Genomic DNA, 18,437 nt, shown 5'->3' with positions numbered 1-18,437 from the left:
GTTATTCAGAATGCAGTGATTAATAAGTGTTTTTTATGTGAGACTTCTCCGTAATATGTTATAAACAGCCGCAGTTAATATTTTGAGCCGGGAATTGTGCTCGATAAATGTATAAATATAGCTGTGCAGTTATTTTAAAAGACAGCTTACTACAAGGATGTTCGTTTTATGATTAAGTTAACGAAAAAAATTTTCACACCCAGTGCCTCGCTTCTTCTTTTAGCCGTATGCTCGGCAGGTGCTTTTGCCGCCGATTCGACTGACTGGCTGCCATTATCGTCTAATTTAATTGAAAACAGTACTTTTGATATTGCAGCATCAAAATACCGCTTATATAACTTAAATAAATTACAAATTGAAGAGAAATTAAATAACAAGCAGCCGGTTCGAATATCACTGCCCTTGCCTGACGGCGGCGTTAGTGAGTATTTGTTAACAGCAAGCAGTGTGATGGAAGCAGGTTTAGCGGATAAGTATCCGGGATTAAAAACCTATTCCGGGGTTAACTTAAGCGATCCAAGTGAAACGGGCAGTTTTACGCTTACCCCGGCTGGATTTGACGCCATGTTTGTACACCAGGGGCAGACGATTTTTATTGATCCGTTGAAAGGAGAAAATGAAATATATGTTGTTTATAACCGCAAAGATGCTCTTAACTCAATGCCGGATTTACAAGACGAGGTGCTCGACTCTCAGCTTTCAATCAAAGCAAAATCTGCAGCCAGAACCATTGTGGCGGGCGCCGGTATTCGTGAACTAAGAATTGCATTTTCAACGTCTTCAACATACAGCGCACTGTTTGGTTCAAGCAAAGCAGAGGTGGTGGCTGAATTAACCCGCCTGGTTAACCGTTTAAATCAAGTGTATGAAAAAGATCTGGCAGTACGTTTTATTTTGATTGCCGATACCGATAAAACTATTTTTATTGATGCAGCTGCAGATCCGTTTAAAGACAATGATTATCTTGATATAGACACCAACCAGGCTACACAGGCCAGCTTAATCGGGCTGGATAAATTTGATATTGGTCATCTGTTAAACACCAGCGGCAGCGGGCTTGCAAGCCTTAGCAGTGTCTGCAGCTTCAATAAAGCAAATGGTGTTTCGGGAGTAAACCGTTATGGAACAACAACTGGAGATGCTTTTTTTATTGATTATGTAGCTCATGAAATTGGTCATCAGATGGGAGCTGAGCACTCTTTTAATGGAAATTTAGGTGCCTGTGGCAACCGATCTGCTAACTCCGCATGGGAGCCGGGAAGCGGCTCGACTATTATGAGTTATGTAGGTATTTGCGGAGAAATAAATCTGCAGAGCAATGCTGACGGATATTTTCATGCCGGCAGTATTAAGCAGATGCAGGATAATTTAGCTTCACACAGCAGCTGCGGCACTATTGCCGCGCAGAACAATCAGGCGCCGGCAGTATCAGCGGGGGCTGATTATACTATTCCGGCTAACACTGCTTTTAAATTGACAGCCGCTGCGACAGATGCTGATGGAGATGAGCTTTACTACCGCTGGGAGCAGTTAGATATCGGCACAACTCCCGAGGGCTCGGCATTAGAATTGACTAAGGATAACGGCGATCGTTCTCTGTTTCGCAGCTACCCTGCATCGTTATTATCTGAGCGTTACTTTCCTTCTCTTACCGGTGTCTTAAGCGGCAGTTTAGTCACAGGTGAAGCCTGGCCTGCTGCGGAGCGTACCATGACATTTAATGTGACAGCATTAGATAACCGCGGCGGTGTGGCAATGGATGAGATGGCGTTGACTGTGATTAAACAAAGTGAGGCCTTTTCTGTCACGACACCGGCAGAACTGTGGAAGGGCGGCTATGAATATTCAGTGCTCTGGAATACCGCCGGAACGAAAGATGCTCCCGTCAGCTGCAGCAGTGTTGATATTTTAATGGCTGCAGACGGTCAGAATTTTAATCTTAAATTAGCCGCTGCAGTTGATAACTCAGGCAGTGCTTTAATCACAGCTCCGCAGGTAAATAGTAATCAGGCTAAGTTAATGCTTGCCTGTGCAGATAATGTTTTTTATGCATTATCGCAGGACAGTTTTTCAGTGACAGAAAGCGCTGCCCCAGTCATACCGGTTATTGAAAGTCAGACTCAACCAATAGAAATTAACACAGACGGTAATTATAAGATAACGCTTGCTGATTTTGTCTTTTCTGCCGGGCAGGACAGCAGCGCCTTTACTTTTGCAGTCCTTGCGGGTGATAACTACTCGGTTGTTGGAAATACGATTGTGCCTAATGCGGACTTTAGCGGGCAGTTAACTGTCTCTGTCATTGTTTCGAATGCATCGAAAAGCTCTCTGCCGTTTGCATTAACGGTGAATGTGCTTAAAAAACCTGAGCCTGTTTTGCCTGTTATTGAAAGCCAGACTAAGAAAATTGAAATTAGTAATGACAATAGTTATACAGTTACGCTTGCTGATTTTAATTTCTCTTCAGAGCAGGATAGCCAGAACTTTACCATTGAAGTTTTAGCGGGAGATGATTATTCGCTTGCGGGCAATAAGGTTGTGCCTGATACCGGTTTTAACGGGCGCTTAACTGTCCCTGTTATTGTCACGAACAGCTCCAAGTCGGCAGTGCCTTTTGAACTGCAGATTGATGTTGTTAAAACGGCAGTTGTCACTGCGGAAGCTGGAACTGAGTCTGAGACAATAAAAGAAAATGTCAGTACAGCTGTTACGTCTACACCTGTCTCTTCAGAAGGCGGCGGCAGCAGTTTAGGATGGCAGTTATTACTGCTGCTTAGTTTAATTAGTTTCAGAAAAAACAAGAGGGTATAAAATGAGATTACTGTCTGCTGTTTTTATTATGTTGTCACTCACTGCCTGCCAGGTGGAGGAAAGCCGTATCAATGATAAATTAACTGAAGATATCAACAGTGCGCTGCAGAAAAAAGATTACCGGCTGATAGCGAGGGCGACAAGAGGTCTAGATATTCCCGGTGTTGATAAAGCACTGCAGCTGCCGCTTAAAGAGAGCTGTGGTGTTAAATATTTAGCAGAATATGGTGATACAGTGACCGAGGAGTTTAAAATTGCCGAGCAGTATGCCTTTAAGTTCAATCAGGCAATACTGCCTTACTGCCGACAAAAATAGTATTAACGCACCCTTTGAGGTGCGTTTTTTTATTTAATGGAGATTATTGAGCCAAAGTTAAAGCACTGGTACCAGAGGTTATTATGCTCAAATCCGGCTTCTTTTAAGCGCGTATAATGCTGCTCAAGGGTATCGGCAATCAGGACATTTTCCAGTGATGAGCGCTTCTGGCTTATCTCTAATTCGCTGTAACCGTGACTGCGTTTAAAGTCTAAATGCAGGTCGATTAACAGCTGGTGGCTGACCGGATCTTCAAAGACAAATTTTTCCGACAGTACTAATACGCCGCCCGGTAATAAACCCTTATATATATTTGTCAGCAGCTTTAAACGTTTTTCCGGTGTTAAAAACTGCAGAGTAAAATTCAAAACAACTACGGATGCATTTTCAATTTTAATATTGCAGATATCATCACATAACACACTGACCGGCGTATCTGATTTATAAGCGTGAATATACTGCCCGCAGCGCTCGACCATCGCCTCTGAGTTATCTACGGCAATAATACGGCAGCCGCTTTTGTTATTAAGACCGCGGCGCATCGATAAAGTGGCCGCTCCTAAAGAACAGCCAAGATCATAGAGATTGCTGTTTTCGACAGCGCAGCGCTCAGTGATCATGCCTATGGTATGAATAATCTTTTCATAACCCGGCACAGAGCGCTTAATCATGTCAGGAAATACCTGCACAACCTGCTCGTCAAAGGTAAATCCGTCCACCTGTTCAAGTGGTTTGCTGTAAATATTGTCTGTTTTACTCATTGGAGCTGCCTGTCTGTATTTAATAACCGCATCTGCGATAAATTTTGAGGGCGTATTTTACTTAAATTAAGCGGGATGATCAGCATTTTATTTAGGCACATTTCACTGTCTCAAAACAACCCGTTATCGAGATTAAATAATGAATGATTTTTAGCCTCTTACTACAGGTTGAAACGAGTATTTGTCTGTGTTTTCACTGTATATTTGTTTTTCGCTTCGGTATATAATGCGCGCAATTATTTTGTAACGTATTTAAAACAGGAAACGATAATGCGCACTATGTATTGTGGTGAAGTGACTGAAGCAAACATTGGTCAGGAAATTGAGTTAGTAGGCTGGATAAACAAGCAGCGTGATTTAGGCGGAGTAACCTTCCTGGATATGCGTGATCGTGAAGGTATCGTGCAGGTATTCTTTGATGGTGATACACCGGAAGCAACAGCCGTTGCTGCATCAGTACGTAACGAATTCTGTGTAAAAATTAAAGGCGAAGTTCGACCGCGTCCTGAAGGTCAAACCAATAAAGATATGACCACAGGCGGTATCGAAATTCGTGGTTTAGAGATGGAAATCTTAAACCGCTCTGAGCCTCTGCCGCTGGACAGCAACCAGACTAACTCTGAAGAGCAGCGTTTACGTTACCGTTATTTAGATCTGCGCCGCCCGGAAATGGCAGAGCGTATGGTATTCCGTTCAAAGGTAAGCAGCTTTGTACGCCGTTTCTTAGATGATAACGGTTTCTTAGATGTTGAAACGCCGATTCTGACTAAAGCAACACCGGAAGGTGCGCGTGATTATTTAGTACCAAGCCGTACACACAAAGGCCAGTTCTTTGCACTGCCGCAGTCACCGCAGCTGTTTAAACAGTTATTAATGATGTCTGGTTTAGATAAATACTACCAGATCGTTAAATGTTTCCGTGATGAAGATTTACGTGCTGACCGTCAGCCTGAATTCACTCAGATCGATATTGAAACATCATTTATGTCCGGCGAGCAGGTAATGGATAAAACGGAAGAGATGATTGTTAAACTTTTCCAGGAGATGTTAGATGTTGATCTAGGCACTTTCCCGAAAATGACTTATGCAGATGCGATGTCTCGTTTCGGTAGTGATAAACCGGATCTGCGTATCGACTTTGAATTAGTGGATGTTGCTGACCTGTTAACTGACGTTGAATTTAACGTATTCTCCGGTCCGGCGAATGATGCGGACAGCCGTGTTGCGGTTATCTGTGTACCGGGCGGTGCGAAACTTTCTCGTAAAAACATTGATGAGTACGGCAAATACGTAAACATCTACGGTGCTAAAGGTTTAGCATGGATGAAAGTTAACGAAGCAGCTAAAGGCCTTGAAGGCGTGCAGTCACCAATTGCTAAATTCTTAAACGAAGAGATTGTTACTGAGCTTCTAAGCCGCACTAACGCACAAGACGGCGATATTATTCTGTTTGGTGCTGATAAAGCACATATTGTTGCGGAAGCGATCGGTGCACTGCGTCTTAAAGTCGCTGAAGACCTTGGTCTGATTAAAGATGAGTGGAAACCTCTTTGGGTGATTGACTTCCCAATGTTTGAACCATTAGAAGACGGTGCATTAACACCATTACATCACCCGTTTACTGCACCGATCAACCTGACTGCTGAAGAGCTGGAAGCTAACCCTGTCGGCGCTATCTCTAATGCTTACGATATGGTATTAAACGGTTGTGAGCTAGGCGGTGGCAGTGTGCGTATTCATAAGCAGGATATGCAGGCTGCTATTTTCCGTATTTTAAATATCAGTGATGAAGAAGCACAGGATAAATTCGGTTTCTTACTTGAAGCGCTGCAGTTTGGTGCTCCACCACATGCAGGACTTGCATTTGGTTTAGACCGTTTAGTGATGTTAATGACGGGTACCAGCTCAATTCGTGAAGTGATTGCCTTCCCGAAAACAGCTTCTGCTGCTTGTCCTTTAACAAACGCTCCAGGCTTTGCTAATCCGGCTGCACTTGCTGAGCTGAATGTGGCAGTGACTGTTGAAAAGAAAACAGAACAAGAATAATTATTTAGAAAATTTCTAAACTGTTAAGGAAAGGGGAGTTAGCATTAGCTATCTCCCCTTTTTTTTATTTATAATCATTGCATTAGGGTATTAAATTTAAGAGGAAATAGAGATGGCTGGTCACAGTAAATTTGCAAATATCAAACACCGTAAAGCGGCACAGGACTCCAAACGCGCCAAAGTATTCACCAAGTTTATTCGAGAATTAACCGTAGCCGCCCGTGAAGGCGGTTCAGATCCCGATGCTAATCCGCGCTTACGTGCCGCTATTGATAAATCTCTGTCCAACAATATGACCCGCGATACCATAGAGCGTGCAGTTAAACGCGGTGCCGGTGAATTAGATGATGTGGTGCTTGAGACGATTGTCTATGAAGGTTACGGCCCGGGCGGTACAGCGGTATTAGTTGAAACTATGACAGATAATAAAAACCGCACCGTTGCCAGTGTGCGCCATGCATTTTCCCGCGGTAACGGGAACTTAGGTACCGACGGCAGTGTTTCCTACCTGTTTGATAAAAAAGGTGTTATCTCTTATGCAGCCGGTACGGATGAAGATGCACTGATGGATCCGGCTTTAGAAGCGGGGGCTGATGATGTGGTCAGTAATGAAGACGGCTCCATTGATGTATTTACCGCACCGAATGATTTCGGCGCGGTAAAAGATGCACTGGATGCGGCTGGTTTTAGCGCTGAGCATGCCGAAGTAACTATGGTGCCTTCAACCAAAGCTGAGTTAGATGCTAAAACCGCACCGCAGCTGCTGCGTTTAATTGATGCCTTAGAAGACGACGATGATGTGCAGGAGGTTTACCATAACGGTGAAATTTCCGATGAAGTTGCTGCCGCTTTATAAATAGATAATGGGCCGTTTATTACGGCCTTTTTTTAATCAGCTGAACGGGCTGATATTTTACGACTTAATCGAGCAGATAAAGCCCGCATATTTCTTACCCAGATCTTATTCATATTAAATTGCTCTGTTAACTAACTGATGATTATTACTCAAGCCGATTAATGTATGGGATTAAAATGCGCCGGCTGTAATCGAACTTCCATAAAAACAACGAAAAAACAGAAAATATGTTATTCAACCCTATAATGAATTAAAGCACTTAATTATATAATTTTTACCACAAGCTTATAAATTGGTGATTTAATGAGAAAAGGAATTTATATCGCTGTTGCGCTATGGTCACTTACAGTGATTATATCCTTATTTTGGAATATTAGCGTTGATCTTGAGAGTGAGACGAATATTGCAAGACAAGGAGCACAAGCTTTTTTTAAGCAGGTGGTCTTGACTCGACAGTGGAATGCAAATCACGGAGGTGTTTATGTTCCTGTTTCTGAAATTGCCCTGCAGAATCATTATTTGAAAGATCCCAAAAGGGATGTGGTGACGACAGACGGAATTCAGCTTACTAAAATTAATCCTGCCTACATGACCCGGCAAATTTCTGAAATTGCATTGAAAGCAAATAATATCCAGTTCCACATTACCAGTTTGAAACCGATTCGTCCTGAAAATGAAGCAGCCCCTTGGGAAAGTAGTGCCCTTCGTCTTTTTGAAGAAGGAGTGCAGGAATGGGGGGCATTTCATACTGATGATTCAGGGCTGTACAGTTATCGCTATATAGCTCCGTTGAAAATGATGGAATCGTGCATGAAGTGTCATGAACAGCAAGGGTACAAGGTTGGCGATGTTCGAGGAGGTATTAGTGTTACGCTTCTTCTCAAGCATAACGCTTTCCAATGGGAGCTCTGGGTGAGCCATTCAATTGCGTTATTATCTGGTATTTTGGGGCTCTTGATTTTTGGCAGGCATATTCAGCAAAGCGAGAAGAAATTGATTGCGATAAACCATTCCCTGCAAGATTCAATAGATGAATTAAAAACAACGCAGACTCAATTGGTGGAATCAGAGAAAATGGCCTCATTAGGGAACCTGGTTGCAGGGGTTGCTCATGAAATCAATACTCCGGTTGGCAATGGTTTGACGGCAACCAGTCACCTGCAGTCTGAAACTGAGGAGTTTGTAACTAAGTATAAGGAGAATCAGATTAAAAAATCAGACCTTGAGAAATACATACATCTATCCTATGAATCCTTAAAAATAATTCTGCATAATCTGAACCGTGCCGGGAATCTGGTGAAGATTTTTAAGCAGGTTTCTGTAGATGAGAGTTATGACCAGCTTCGCCGATATAATGTAGAGGAATATTTAAAAGATATAATGATGAGTATAAAACCTGTATTAAAGGGAAAGTCTATTAATATTCAGATTGACTGTGATGATAAGTTAGAAATATACAGCTATCCGGGGGCTTTGGCTCAGGTGTTGATCAATTTGATTAATAACTCGGTTATTTATGGATTTCCCGAAGAGAAAGGCTGCATTTCAATAAAAGCCTATGCTGACGGTAAAGCATTCAATATTCATTACCAAGATGATGGAATTGGTATGACTGAAGAGGTCCAGTCAAAAGTCTTTGATCCCTTCTATACGACCAGTAAACAGAAAGGAAAAGGGCTTGGAATGAGTATCGTTTATAATTTGATTACTCAAAAACTACAGGGAACTATTACATGCAGAAGCTTATCAGGTCATGGTGTAGAATTCATGATTTGTTATCCTATGGAGCATAAAGATTAATAGAGGTATTTATTGGCACTCCTAAAGTGAGCTTAGGGCAGGATAGTTTGACTTCAGATAAATAAGGGACTGTTTATTACAGCTCCTTTTTTGTAAAGTCCTGCCTCAATAGACTTATTTATATTGAAGTCGTCAGCTTATAGACCCCGGTCTGCTTTGCGTATCCGTTTTCATTTGAACTGGCTCTCCTGCTGGTTACTCACTTTGAGTCTTTTGTTCTCATTTATGTCTAAACTTAGTAAATAGGAAAGTTGTGATGCAGGAAATAGTATCTCCTGCAGAGCAAGGTTAACCTGAAGATGTCCTCACCTTAAAAAAAAGACCGCTTTATGAGCTGCCTGACTCGTGTTGATAGACATATAAATTGGAGTTTCAATTTTGATCATTGAAAAAAACATCTCAGAACTCCGCATCGGCATGTATCTGCTGGATATCACCGTACCTAAGGGAAAGTTTAAGCTGACTGAAGCAGGTTTAATTGAAAATGAAACTATTATTGAGAGGTTTAAAAATAAAGGGATCGAGCGGGTAATGATTGATATGGATAAAAGTATCAACATGCCTAAAGCTAAAAAAGTATCTGCAGTCAAAAAGGCACAGGATAAATTTTTCCAGCAGGAGGTCGTTAAAGCCCGGAAAATATTTGATCAGTCCAAAAATATTCAGAAAAAAATATTTCATGATGCTGAAAACGGCTGTCCGCTGGATTTAAAGTCGGTCAGCATGGTTACCGACGAGTCCATTGATCTCATTTTTGATAATCCTGATGCACTTGCCTGTGTACTTAATATCCGTAATAAAGACGAGTATCTTTTAGAGCATTCCGTCGCAGTATCTGTACTGATCAGTATTTTTGCTTTTCATCTTAAAATGGGCAAAGAGGTGATAAGAAAGTTAGCGGTAGGGGGATTTCTGCATGATGTAGGCAAAATAAAAGTACCTGAGAAGATACTTAATAAACCGGGAAAACTTACAGATTCTGAATTTGAAATAATAAAATCACATGCCGCCCATTCCATTGATATTATCAGCAGAACGCCAGATATCAGCGCCTTAAGCTTAGAGGTAGCCACCCAGCATCATGAAAAACTCAATGGTGAAGGTTACCCTAACGGCATCAAAGAAAACAATATATCGGTGTACGGCAGAATGATCGCTATTTGTGATATTTTCGATGCATTAACTTCCAGCCGCAGCTACAAACAGGGTTATGCTCAGGTTAAGGCTTTCAGTATTTTACGCAGTCTGGCGGATAATAACCATTTAGACAAAAAGCTGGTGGACCAGTTTATCCAGTGCATGGGCGTTTATCCGGTTGGTGCACTGGTGCAGCTTGATTCCAATAAGCTCGCCATTGTTGAAAGCCATAATCGTCAGGATCCTATTCGCCCTAATGTAAGACCGTTTTACAGCCTAGGGCCGAAAAATTTTGAATTCGGGCATCATATAGATTTATCAAAAATGCTCGAAGAGCAGATTGTAAAGTGTGTGCGCGCGGATGATTTTGATCTGAACATGGAGCAGATAATGAACTTCTTAGCCCATGAAGGTTAACAGGAAGCTCAACCCGAGCACTTTCGGGGTAAGCTTCTCAAAGACTTAACTGATTTTTTTAAACTCGCCGCTGCTGTTATTCATGGCAAACAGCTCTGCGCTGTTTAAGTCGTAACACCAGCCGTGTAGTTTCAGTTCACCCGCGGCTACGCGTTCCTCTATGCATGGGAAGGTCATTAAGTTAGTCAGAGACTGTACTATGCCTTTTTGTTCACAAACATGGTAACGCTGCTCTTTATCCGTGCAGTTTTCATCGTCTAATATCTCATTGCGGACATTCTCCAGCTGCTTCATCCACTTAGAGATAAATGTGTCCGGTTTTGAGGTCGGTTCGGTATCCATCAAAGCTTTAATGCCGCCGCATTGTGTATGCCCGAGGACAATAATACTTTCCACCTGCAGGCCGTTAACTGCAAATTCAAGTGCGGCACTGGTGCCGTGAAAACTGTCGCAGCTTTCACGAGGGGGGACTAAGTTGGCTACATTACGAATGACAAACAGATCTCCCGGTTCGCAGTCTAAAATAATGGCCGGATCTACCCGGGAATCAGAACAGCAGACTATTGCTATTTTAGGAAACTGTCCCTGCTCTGCCAGTTTCAGCAGCTGTTCCTTATTCTGCTGGTAGTATCCTTCACGAAAACGTTGATAACCCGCTATTAACTTGTCTGTTGCTGACATAATGTTTTTCCTCTATTAATCAATGCCGTCGATAGCATCGATAAGTGTAGAGCATGTTAATGGATTAATTGCATTAATAAAAATTAATATATATTATCAATTGAATAAGTTTTTATTTATGGTTGGTTGTTATGCGCGCCACATTGCATCAGTTAAAAGTTTTCCGCCAGGTTGCTCTGGCAATGAATTATACCAAAGCGGGTCAGGAGTTAGGTCTGACTCAACCTGCTGTCAGTATTCAGCTTAAGCAGCTGGAGAGTAACCTGGATCTGCCCTTATTTGAAAAAATAGGCAAAAAGCTGTATTTAACACCAGCAGGGCAGGAGTTAAATAACTTTTGTGATGAGTTGTTTGCGCGTTTTGACAGTATGGATATGACATTAAGTGCCTTGAAAGGCAACCTGGAAGGGGACTTTCATCTGGCTGCCGTAAGCAGTGCAAAATACTTTTCGCCGCATCTGTTAGGTGCTTTTCATAAACGTTATCCGAAAGTTAATCTGCATCTGGATATTGTTAACCGAGAGCAGATGATTCAGCGTCTGCAGGAGAATAAAGACGACCTGGTTATTATGGGCCTGATCCCTGAATCCATGGCATTAAAACGTCACCCCTTTGTTGATAATCCCATTGTTATTGTCGCCAGTCCGAATCATCCCTTAGCCGGCAGGAAAAATATCAAGCTGAAGGAGCTGGCAGAGCATGCTTTTATTTTCCGGGAAAAAGGCTCCGGGACCCGCAAGGCACTGGAAGATTTTCTGCAGGCACATCAGTTAACAATACAGCCGAATATGATTCTCGGCAGCAGTGAAACTATCAAACAGGCGGTAATGGCTGATTTAGGGATTTCTGCACTTTCGCGGCACAGCCTCACACTTGAACTGGCAACCAACTGCCTGGTTGAGCTGGATATTGAGGATTTTCCGCTGGTAAGAAGCTGGTATCTGGTACACCATGAAAGCAAACACTTATCACCTATTGCGCAGGCATTTATTAATTTTGCCCTATCTCCACAGGAAAATGTTGCGGCTATCTGTAACCGTTTTTTAGAAAGACATTTCATCGAAAAAGATAAAAGCTGAGTATCATTCCTGCTCTTATTACCTAGCTCAAGATGCTGATTCCTGAATATTGAGCTGGTTCGGGTATATATATTTTTCTAAGGGCAGGTTTATGCAGAATCTTGCGCCAAGTTCTACGCTGTTTTCAGCCCAGATATCCCCCCGCATATTTTGTATAATCTGCTGGGAAATCGACAAGCCTAAACCCAGTCCAGTTTCTTTAGTGGTAAAAAAAGGTTCAAATAATCTATTTAAATCAGCATTGATAATACCCGGACCGCTGTCAAGCACCTCTACCTGGGCTTTGTGCTGATTAATCCATAATTTAATTTCTATCTCTTTCTGCTCCGACTCTTCCATCGCCTGAATTGCATTCGACAGCAGATTGACCACTATCTGCTCTAACTGAACCGGCTCTGCTTTTACATGAATAAGATGCTCCGGCAGGTTGAGGCTTAATTTTACTCTGCTCGCTTTAAGCTGCGGTTTAACCAGTTCAAAAGCAGCTAAGATTACCGGCTGCAGTGTGATAACAGAAAGCTCCACGTCGGATTTACGGGCAAAGAGTTTAAGCTGAGAGCTGATTTTAGCCATACGTTCGGTAAGTGCTGTTATCTGCTTTAAGTTTCCTGAGGCCTGCTCAATTTTATTGCGTTCAATAAAAACACCCGCATTATCGGCACAGCTGCGGATGGCCGCTAGAGGATTATTTAATTCATGACTGAGACTGGTAGAAAGTTGTCCCAATACAGCTAGTTTAGCCGCCTGTATCGACTCATTCCGGGTGTCTTTTAAAGCCTTTTCAGCTTTTTTTCTTTCTTCAACTTCCACCTGCAGAGCAGAGGTGCGCCGCATCACCTTAAATTCAAGTTCCTGTTTCGCTTTGACCTGCAGCTGCTCTTTTTCCCGGATTCTGCTCTGCCTTTGGCCGGCCAGAATAAGCACCAGATAAACTAGGATAAATACTAGGGAAAGTGCCGCGATAAGCATCGCTATATCAATCACAATAGGGGTAATCGGTGCCAGCACGCGTACCTGCAGAGCAATATTCGGCAGGTTTCTGGTTAATGATAAATAGCTGCCGCCGATACCCTGTGTTGTATTTAAGCGGATTATTGCCGGGCTCTTATTCAGGCTTCCGGAAAAGCTCAAGTCGGAGATCTCTTTATCTGCATAACGGCGGCTGCTGCGGATCTGCTCTTTTATCTGTGCACTAAGCGGTGTCAGACTGCGGAATAACCAGGAGGTTTCACTGGAGATAAAAACGATATTATTTGTATCAGTGACTAGAAAATGCTGCTGTTTGCCGGACCAGTCTTTTTCGACAGCAGAAAGATCCATTTTCAATACGACTACACCGAGTACTTCGCCGCTATGGTGAACCGGGTAGGCAAAATAATAGCCGCGTTTGCCGGAACTGCTGCCCAGCGCGAAATAGTCTGCCTGCTTTCCTACCATTGCTTGTATAAAGTAGGGCCGAAAGGCAAAATTATTTCCAACAAAAGAATCCCTGCTCTGCCAGTTGCTGGCGGCGATGGTATTGCCTTTTGTATCTAGAAGGTAAATATCGGAAGCATCTATGACTTGATTGATCGAAGCTAAGTGAGAATTAACTATATCACGCTGCGCGGAATCAGCCGTAAGCTTTAGAGCGTCAAATATAATACTTTGCCGGGATAACAGCTGCGGAATATAAGCAAAATGCTGCAGCTGTGTTTCCAGGCGTCTGCTGAAGCGCTCAAGCTCCTGCTGATTAGAGGAAATAAGGCTCTGGTAACTGAACTGCCATAACCAGCTCATAGAAAAAATGGCCGTCATTATGTACAGGCCGATCAGAATAAGCGGAATACGCCGGTTTTGTACCATAGTTACTCCCTCCTGTATTTACCGTTTCGCTAGAATAACCAATAAGTGATTGTTTTTACTATTAGTGTATAACTCAATTGATAAGCATCGCACATAAATAAAAAGTCATGACCTGCTGTTGTTTTTTCTGTGATCCTAAACTGTGTCCTCATCAGAAAACTACCTGCCGGCGGCGGAAAAACAGAGCGGATTAAATTTATGATTTCTTTGCGCTGCAGAGCCGCCTCGCGTACAGTGGGCTGGTGTTTTTTGTTTTGTTCTTCAACCTTGTTTTTATTGAGGTTTTTAAGGTGTGTTTGTGAGTATTATTCTTGGAATTGACCCCGGCTCTCGTATTACCGGTTATGGTGTTATTCAGCAGAAAGGCAGTAAATGTTTTTATATTGCCAGCGGCTGTATCCGTACCAAAGGGGAGTCGTTGGCACCTAAGCTGGATATGATTTTTAAAGGGATCAGCGAAGTTATTAAACAGTATCAGCCCACTGAATTCGGAATTGAGCAGGTGTTTATGGCTAAGAACCCGGATTCTGCCCTTAAGCTAGGTCAGGCGCGCGGCGCTGCCATTGTGGCTGCGACACAGGCGGATCTTTATGTGTGTGAATATTCAGCGCGGCAGATAAAACAAGCGGTGACAGGTACCGGCGGCGCGGATAAAGAGCAGGTACAGCAGATGGTGATGCAGATTTTAAAACTGTCCGGCAGGCCGCAGGCAGATGCGGCCGATGGTTTAGCGGTCGCTATATGTCATGCCCACACCGCACAGTCGCTGGTGGCGATGGCCGGTCAGGTTAAAAAAACGGTCCGCGGACGTCTGCGTTAAGCTTTTCTGTTCTAGTATTTTTTATTGTTAAAAAACTTAGCGATTGAATTAAGTTTTCCCTAGTATTTTTGTTCTTAAAACTCAACCGCTGAGTTAATGTTTCTATTTCCCTAAGAGGTTTTAATGAAAGATTTGTCCGAAACACATCTTGGTATTATTTACGCCCTTGGCGCATACCTGATGTGGGGATTTGCGCCGATTTATTTTAAGCATTTAGAGTTTGTGCCGGTTTATGAAATATTAGCGCATCGTGTTATCTGGTCTGCACTGGTGACTGCTGTCATTATTAGTTTTACGGGAACCTGGCCGAAAGTATTAAAGGTTTGTAAGTCTCCGAGAAGTATGATGTTTCTGGGTGTTACCACATTACTGATCAGTACTAACTGGCTGGTTTTTATCTGGGCAGTTAATAACGGTCATATGTTAGATGCAAGTTTAGGTTATTTTATTAATCCTCTGATAAATGTTGTATTAGGTTTGATTTTTTTAAATGAATCCTTAAGCCGTATTAAATGGATTGCAGTGGCGCTGGCATTGATTGGAGTCTTAATTCAAGTGGTTCAGTTAGGTGCGTTACCCTGGATCTCATTAGTCCTGCCCTTTAGTTTTGCATTTTATGCGTTACTGCGTAAAAAAGTTAAAATTGAAGCTCTGACCGGGTTGTTTATTGAAACCCTGTTAGTGCTGCCTGCTGCACTGTATTTTATTGTTTATGCAGCAGGAACAGATACCGCAAATATGCTGACCAACAGCTGGTCATTAAACAGCTGGCTGATGTTTGCCGGTATTGTTACTGCGCTGCCGCTGATCTTTTTCGGCCAGGCTGCTTTACGTTTGAAATTATCAACACTGGGTTTTTTCCAGTATATGGCGCCTTCGTTACTGTTTATGTTTGCGGTGGTTTTTTACGGCGAAGAATTGAGTTTAGTTAAGACGGTTACTTTTTTGTTTATCTGGTCGGGTGTGGCTCTGTTTGCTTTTGAGAAACAAATCAGCCGTAGATTAAAATAACACTGGATATTAACTCAGTTGTTTTTTATGCTTAACGTATTAAATAATTACTTAGGATAAAAAGATGATTGGAAGACTGCGCGGGATCCTGTTAGAAAAACAGCCTCCGGAAGTATTATTAGATGTTTCCGGCGTTGGTTATGAAATTCAGCTGCCGATGAGTTCCTTTTATCCGCTGCCTGAAATTGGTCAGGAAGCTATTATTTATACCCACTTTGTTGTCCGTGAAGATGCACAGCTTTTATATGGTTTTGCTGATAAGCACGAACGCGCCATGTTTCGTGAATTAATCAAAGTTAACGGTGTCGGCCCTAAGCTGGCACTTGCTATCCTGTCCGGCATGTCGGCCAACCAGTTTGTGCAGTGTATTCATAATGATTCCGTAAGCAGTTTAGTTAAACTACCCGGCGTGGGTAAAAAGACTGCTGAGCGTCTAGTGGTGGAAATGAAAGATCGTCTGAAAAACTGGACCGGGGCTGATTTATTAACACCAGAGTCCGATAAAATGGCTTTTGATAACGGTTTAGAGAATACCTTTGTCAGCGGCAATGCAAAAGATGAAGCGATAAGTGCGCTGGTGGCGCTAGGTTATAAACCGGCTATGGCAGAAAAAGCAATTAAACAGGTTTATCAGGACGGTATGGATTGTGAAGCGCTGATCCGCAGTTCACTTAAAAGCATGGTATAAAAAATGATTGAAGAAGACCGCCTGATTTCCGGCACTGAAAAAATTGATGATACCTTTATCGACCGTGCGATTCGTCCGAAACTGCTGGCTGATTACGAAGGCCAGCCGCAGGTTAATGCGCAGATGGAAATCTTTATTGAAGCCGCACGTCAGCGCAGCGAAGCGCTGGATCATCTGCTTATTTTCGGCCCTCCCGGACTGGGAAAAACCACACTTTCGCATATTGTTGCCAATGAACTTGATGTAAATATCAAAACTACTTCCGGGCCAATTTTAGAAAAAGCAGGGGATTTAGCCGCGCTGCTGACTAATCTTGAAGAAAACGATGTTCTGTTTATTGATGAAATACACCGCTTAAGTCCAATGGTTGAAGAAATTCTCTATCCGGCAATGGAAGATTATCAGCTGGATATTATGATTGGTGAAGGTCCGGCTGCGCGCTCGATCAAACTTGATTTACCGCCTTTTACTTTAATCGGAGCCACCACGCGTGCCGGTTCATTAACCTCGCCGCTGCGGGATCGTTTTGGCATTGTGCAGCGTCTTGAATATTATGATCTGAAATCATTAACAAAGATTGTTCTGCGCAGCGCAAAACACCTTGAACTGAGCATGGATCAATCCGGTGCCGTTGAAGTTGCTAAACGCTCCCGCGGTACGCCGCGTATCGCTAACCGTTTATTACGCCGGGTACGCGATTACGCACAGGTAAAAAAAGCAGCTGTGATTAATGATGAAATTGCTAAACAGGCGCTGGATATGCTTGAGGTGGATAATCAGGGCTTTGATTATATGGACCGAAAACTGCTGATGGCAATCTTAGATACTTTTCAGGGCGGGCCCGTTGGTTTAGATAATCTGGCCGCCGCCATTGGCGAAGAGAAAGAAACCATTGAAGATGTGTTAGAGCCGTATCTGATTCAGCAGGGCTTTTTACAGCGCACTCCAAGAGGACGTATTGCGACTAACCGTACTTACCTGCATTTTGGTTTTGATAAACCGGCGCAATAATTATTGCGCTTTGCGGAGCTCCTCTAATACAGATGCCGGCGAGAAATCATACTCTTTTAGCTGCTTGTTAAATGCTTTTGAACGTAAGCGGAAATTGATATCTTTCCAGTCATGTGATTTTAAGTGAGGCAGTAACAGATCGATATCTGCAGATGTGATTAATGACATCGGCGATTGAAATTGATAAAAAGAGTCTGCGTTAAGGGACGAGCCGTTAAAATGATCATATAACATGATCACAGCCCATGCACCATCCATAAAATGCCCGCCGGCTGAGGCGCTGATCTGATTTTTTTTGACGGCAGCTAAGCCCGCTTGAGACCAGTCAACACCGCCTGTCAGATAATCTTTGCCTTGTATTAAGCCCTGTTCAGATAAGGCCTGCTCAACAGCTATGGCCATTAGATCGCTGGCTGTCCAGTAGATTTTTGTTTCGGGATAGCGCTGTGATAGAGCAAGGGCTTTATCGTATGCAGTTTCCTGCAGCCAGTAAGCATAAACGCTGCGTAACAAATTGCTGCCACCATCTTCTACAATTGCTCTTTGTAAACCGGCTAAACGAAATTCAGAAGGGGTTTCTAAAAATGAGCCGTTAATTGCAACGATCTGAACTGTCCCGTTTTTATCAGTTAAGTTGTTTAGCCTCGCCTGCTTGATTAAGTATTTGCCCAATAAGTATCCCGCCTGATGATCATCAGGTATCAGGCTGGCGAGCCAGTATTGAAATTTCTGCTGAGGATTACCTGCTGATTTTCTGTTTTTAGGAGTGATATCGGAATTAAATAGAAATACCGGCAGCTGGTGGCGCTCTGCTTCCTTGATTAATTTAAGTGCGAGCTGTCCTTGATTGGGAATGATAACTGCATCAACATTTAGTTCTCGAGCTTTGCTAAGCAACTTAATATTATTTCTTTTCAAGCTTTTTGTATAAAGAACGGTTAGCTCTACGTTCAGCTGCTCGGCAGCCTGCCGGGCAAAATCTTCTACGGGTCTCCAGAATGGATCTTGAGAATCAGTTGCTGAAATTAATGCAAAGTGTAACGGCTGTGCGCTAACCGCGGCGGCAATAAACAAATTTAAGAGCAGGCATAAGCTAACCAAAAAATGCTTCATGTTTTGCCCCCCCTTGATACTAAAATAATTAATTGTGATTTAAAA

Annotated in this window: 15 protein-coding genes; 11 read left to right on the top strand and 4 right to left on the bottom strand. The window is 42.8% G+C overall.

Annotated features, from left to right (window positions below):
* Positions 1-168 precede the first annotated feature (168 nt).
* Together G337_RS25680 and G337_RS0105825 are read left to right on the top strand one after the other, a co-directional pair.
* A complete protein-coding gene (locus G337_RS25680; RefSeq protein ID WP_051302996.1) occupies positions 169-2,811 on the top strand; it encodes a reprolysin-like metallopeptidase in 2,643 nt (880 codons plus the stop codon).
* Between the two features lies 1 nt (position 2,812).
* Positions 2,813-3,127, top strand: coding sequence for a hypothetical protein (locus G337_RS0105825; RefSeq protein ID WP_051302994.1), 315 nt, complete (start codon positions 2,813-2,815; stop codon positions 3,125-3,127).
* Positions 3,128-3,156: 29 nt separating this feature from the next.
* Here G337_RS0105825 and cmoA read toward each other — a convergent pair whose 3' ends face one another.
* A complete protein-coding gene (cmoA, locus tag G337_RS0105820; RefSeq protein ID WP_028863047.1) occupies positions 3,157-3,888 on the bottom strand; it encodes a carboxy-S-adenosyl-L-methionine synthase CmoA in 732 nt (243 codons plus the stop codon).
* Positions 3,889-4,158: 270 nt separating this feature from the next.
* Here cmoA and aspS point away from each other — a divergent pair, with 270 nt between their 5' ends.
* The 4 genes from aspS to G337_RS0105800 all read left to right on the top strand — a co-directional run bounded on the left by aspS (position 4,159) and on the right by G337_RS0105800 (position 10,144).
* A complete protein-coding gene (aspS, locus tag G337_RS0105815; protein WP_028863046.1) occupies positions 4,159-5,934 on the top strand; it encodes an aspartate--tRNA ligase in 1,776 nt (591 codons plus the stop codon).
* Positions 5,935-6,046: 112 nt separating this feature from the next.
* Complete coding sequence (locus G337_RS0105810) at positions 6,047-6,790, top strand: YebC/PmpR family DNA-binding transcriptional regulator (RefSeq protein ID WP_028863045.1); 744 nt, start codon at positions 6,047-6,049, stop codon at positions 6,788-6,790.
* A gap of 303 nt (positions 6,791-7,093) precedes the next feature.
* On the top strand, positions 7,094-8,590 hold the full coding sequence (locus G337_RS27585; RefSeq protein ID WP_051302992.1) for an ATP-binding protein: 1,497 nt from the start codon (positions 7,094-7,096) through the stop codon (positions 8,588-8,590).
* A gap of 378 nt (positions 8,591-8,968) precedes the next feature.
* Positions 8,969-10,144: an HD-GYP domain-containing protein gene (locus tag G337_RS0105800; RefSeq protein WP_028863044.1), complete on the top strand. Its 1,176-nt coding sequence runs from the start codon at positions 8,969-8,971 to the stop codon at positions 10,142-10,144.
* Positions 10,145-10,189: 45 nt separating this feature from the next.
* Here the strand turns inward: G337_RS0105800 and G337_RS0105795 are convergent, their stop codons facing one another.
* Positions 10,190-10,825 carry a carbonic anhydrase gene (locus tag G337_RS0105795; protein WP_028863043.1) on the bottom strand — a complete coding sequence of 212 codons (636 nt, stop codon included), beginning with the start codon at positions 10,823-10,825 and terminating at the stop codon, positions 10,190-10,192.
* A 131-nt stretch (positions 10,826-10,956) separates the two neighbouring features.
* On the opposite strand from G337_RS0105795, the gene G337_RS0105790 reads away from it, so the two are divergent.
* Complete coding sequence (locus tag G337_RS0105790; protein ID WP_028863042.1) at positions 10,957-11,904, top strand: LysR family transcriptional regulator; 948 nt, start codon at positions 10,957-10,959, stop codon at positions 11,902-11,904.
* Positions 11,905-11,931: 27 nt separating this feature from the next.
* On the opposite strand, the gene G337_RS0105785 is transcribed toward G337_RS0105790, so the two are convergent.
* Complete coding sequence (locus tag G337_RS0105785) at positions 11,932-13,749, bottom strand: sensor histidine kinase (protein ID WP_028863041.1); 1,818 nt, start codon at positions 13,747-13,749, stop codon at positions 11,932-11,934.
* A 298-nt stretch (positions 13,750-14,047) separates the two neighbouring features.
* Between G337_RS0105785 and ruvC the strand changes: the two genes are divergently transcribed.
* The 4 genes from ruvC (at position 14,048) to ruvB (ending at position 17,279) form a co-directional block, all read left to right on the top strand.
* On the top strand, positions 14,048-14,569 hold the full coding sequence (ruvC, locus tag G337_RS0105780; protein WP_028863040.1) for a crossover junction endodeoxyribonuclease RuvC: 522 nt from the start codon (positions 14,048-14,050) through the stop codon (positions 14,567-14,569).
* Positions 14,570-14,692: 123 nt separating this feature from the next.
* Entirely contained in the window at positions 14,693-15,580 is an 888-nt protein-coding gene (rarD, locus tag G337_RS0105775; RefSeq protein WP_028863039.1) for an EamA family transporter RarD, read from the top strand.
* Positions 15,581-15,644: 64 nt separating this feature from the next.
* Entirely contained in the window at positions 15,645-16,268 is a 624-nt protein-coding gene (gene ruvA / locus G337_RS0105770) for a Holliday junction branch migration protein RuvA (protein ID WP_028863038.1), read from the top strand.
* A gap of 3 nt (positions 16,269-16,271) precedes the next feature.
* Positions 16,272-17,279 carry a Holliday junction branch migration DNA helicase RuvB gene (gene ruvB / locus G337_RS0105765; protein WP_028863037.1) on the top strand — a complete coding sequence of 336 codons (1,008 nt, stop codon included), beginning with the start codon at positions 16,272-16,274 and terminating at the stop codon, positions 17,277-17,279.
* Here the strand turns inward: ruvB and G337_RS0105760 are convergent, their stop codons facing one another.
* On the bottom strand, positions 17,280-18,392 hold the full coding sequence (locus G337_RS0105760) for an ABC transporter substrate-binding protein (RefSeq protein WP_028863036.1): 1,113 nt from the start codon (positions 18,390-18,392) through the stop codon (positions 17,280-17,282).
* Between the last annotated feature and the right edge of the window lie 45 nt (positions 18,393-18,437).

The organism is Psychromonas aquimarina ATCC BAA-1526 (assembly GCF_000428725.1).
Lineage (GTDB): Bacteria > Pseudomonadota > Gammaproteobacteria > Enterobacterales > Psychromonadaceae > Psychromonas > Psychromonas aquimarina.
The sequence above is the reverse complement of the archived record's forward strand: the minus strand, read 5'-3'. Positions and strand labels throughout refer to the sequence as shown.

Excerpts from the sequence above, each read along its gene's own strand:
- G337_RS0105760 (WP_028863036.1), bottom strand. The coding sequence starts at position 18,392 with ATGAAGCATTTTTTGGTTAGCTTATGCCTGCTCTTAAATTTGTTTATT.
- ruvA (WP_028863038.1), top strand. The coding sequence starts at position 15,645 with ATGATTGGAAGACTGCGCGGGATCCTGTTAGAAAAACAGCCTCCGGAA.
- G337_RS0105810 (WP_028863045.1), top strand. The coding sequence starts at position 6,047 with ATGGCTGGTCACAGTAAATTTGCAAATATCAAACACCGTAAAGCGGCA.
- aspS (WP_028863046.1), top strand. The coding sequence starts at position 4,159 with ATGCGCACTATGTATTGTGGTGAAGTGACTGAAGCAAACATTGGTCAG.
- G337_RS25680 (WP_051302996.1), top strand. The coding sequence starts at position 169 with ATGATTAAGTTAACGAAAAAAATTTTCACACCCAGTGCCTCGCTTCTT.
- ruvB (WP_028863037.1), top strand. The coding sequence starts at position 16,272 with ATGATTGAAGAAGACCGCCTGATTTCCGGCACTGAAAAAATTGATGAT.
- rarD (WP_028863039.1), top strand. The coding sequence starts at position 14,693 with ATGAAAGATTTGTCCGAAACACATCTTGGTATTATTTACGCCCTTGGC.
- G337_RS0105825 (WP_051302994.1), top strand. The coding sequence starts at position 2,813 with ATGAGATTACTGTCTGCTGTTTTTATTATGTTGTCACTCACTGCCTGC.
- G337_RS0105795 (WP_028863043.1), bottom strand. The coding sequence starts at position 10,825 with ATGTCAGCAACAGACAAGTTAATAGCGGGTTATCAACGTTTTCGTGAA.
- G337_RS0105790 (WP_028863042.1), top strand. The coding sequence starts at position 10,957 with ATGCGCGCCACATTGCATCAGTTAAAAGTTTTCCGCCAGGTTGCTCTG.
- cmoA (WP_028863047.1), bottom strand. The coding sequence starts at position 3,888 with ATGAGTAAAACAGACAATATTTACAGCAAACCACTTGAACAGGTGGAC.
- G337_RS27585 (WP_051302992.1), top strand. The coding sequence starts at position 7,094 with ATGAGAAAAGGAATTTATATCGCTGTTGCGCTATGGTCACTTACAGTG.
- G337_RS0105785 (WP_028863041.1), bottom strand. The coding sequence starts at position 13,749 with ATGGTACAAAACCGGCGTATTCCGCTTATTCTGATCGGCCTGTACATA.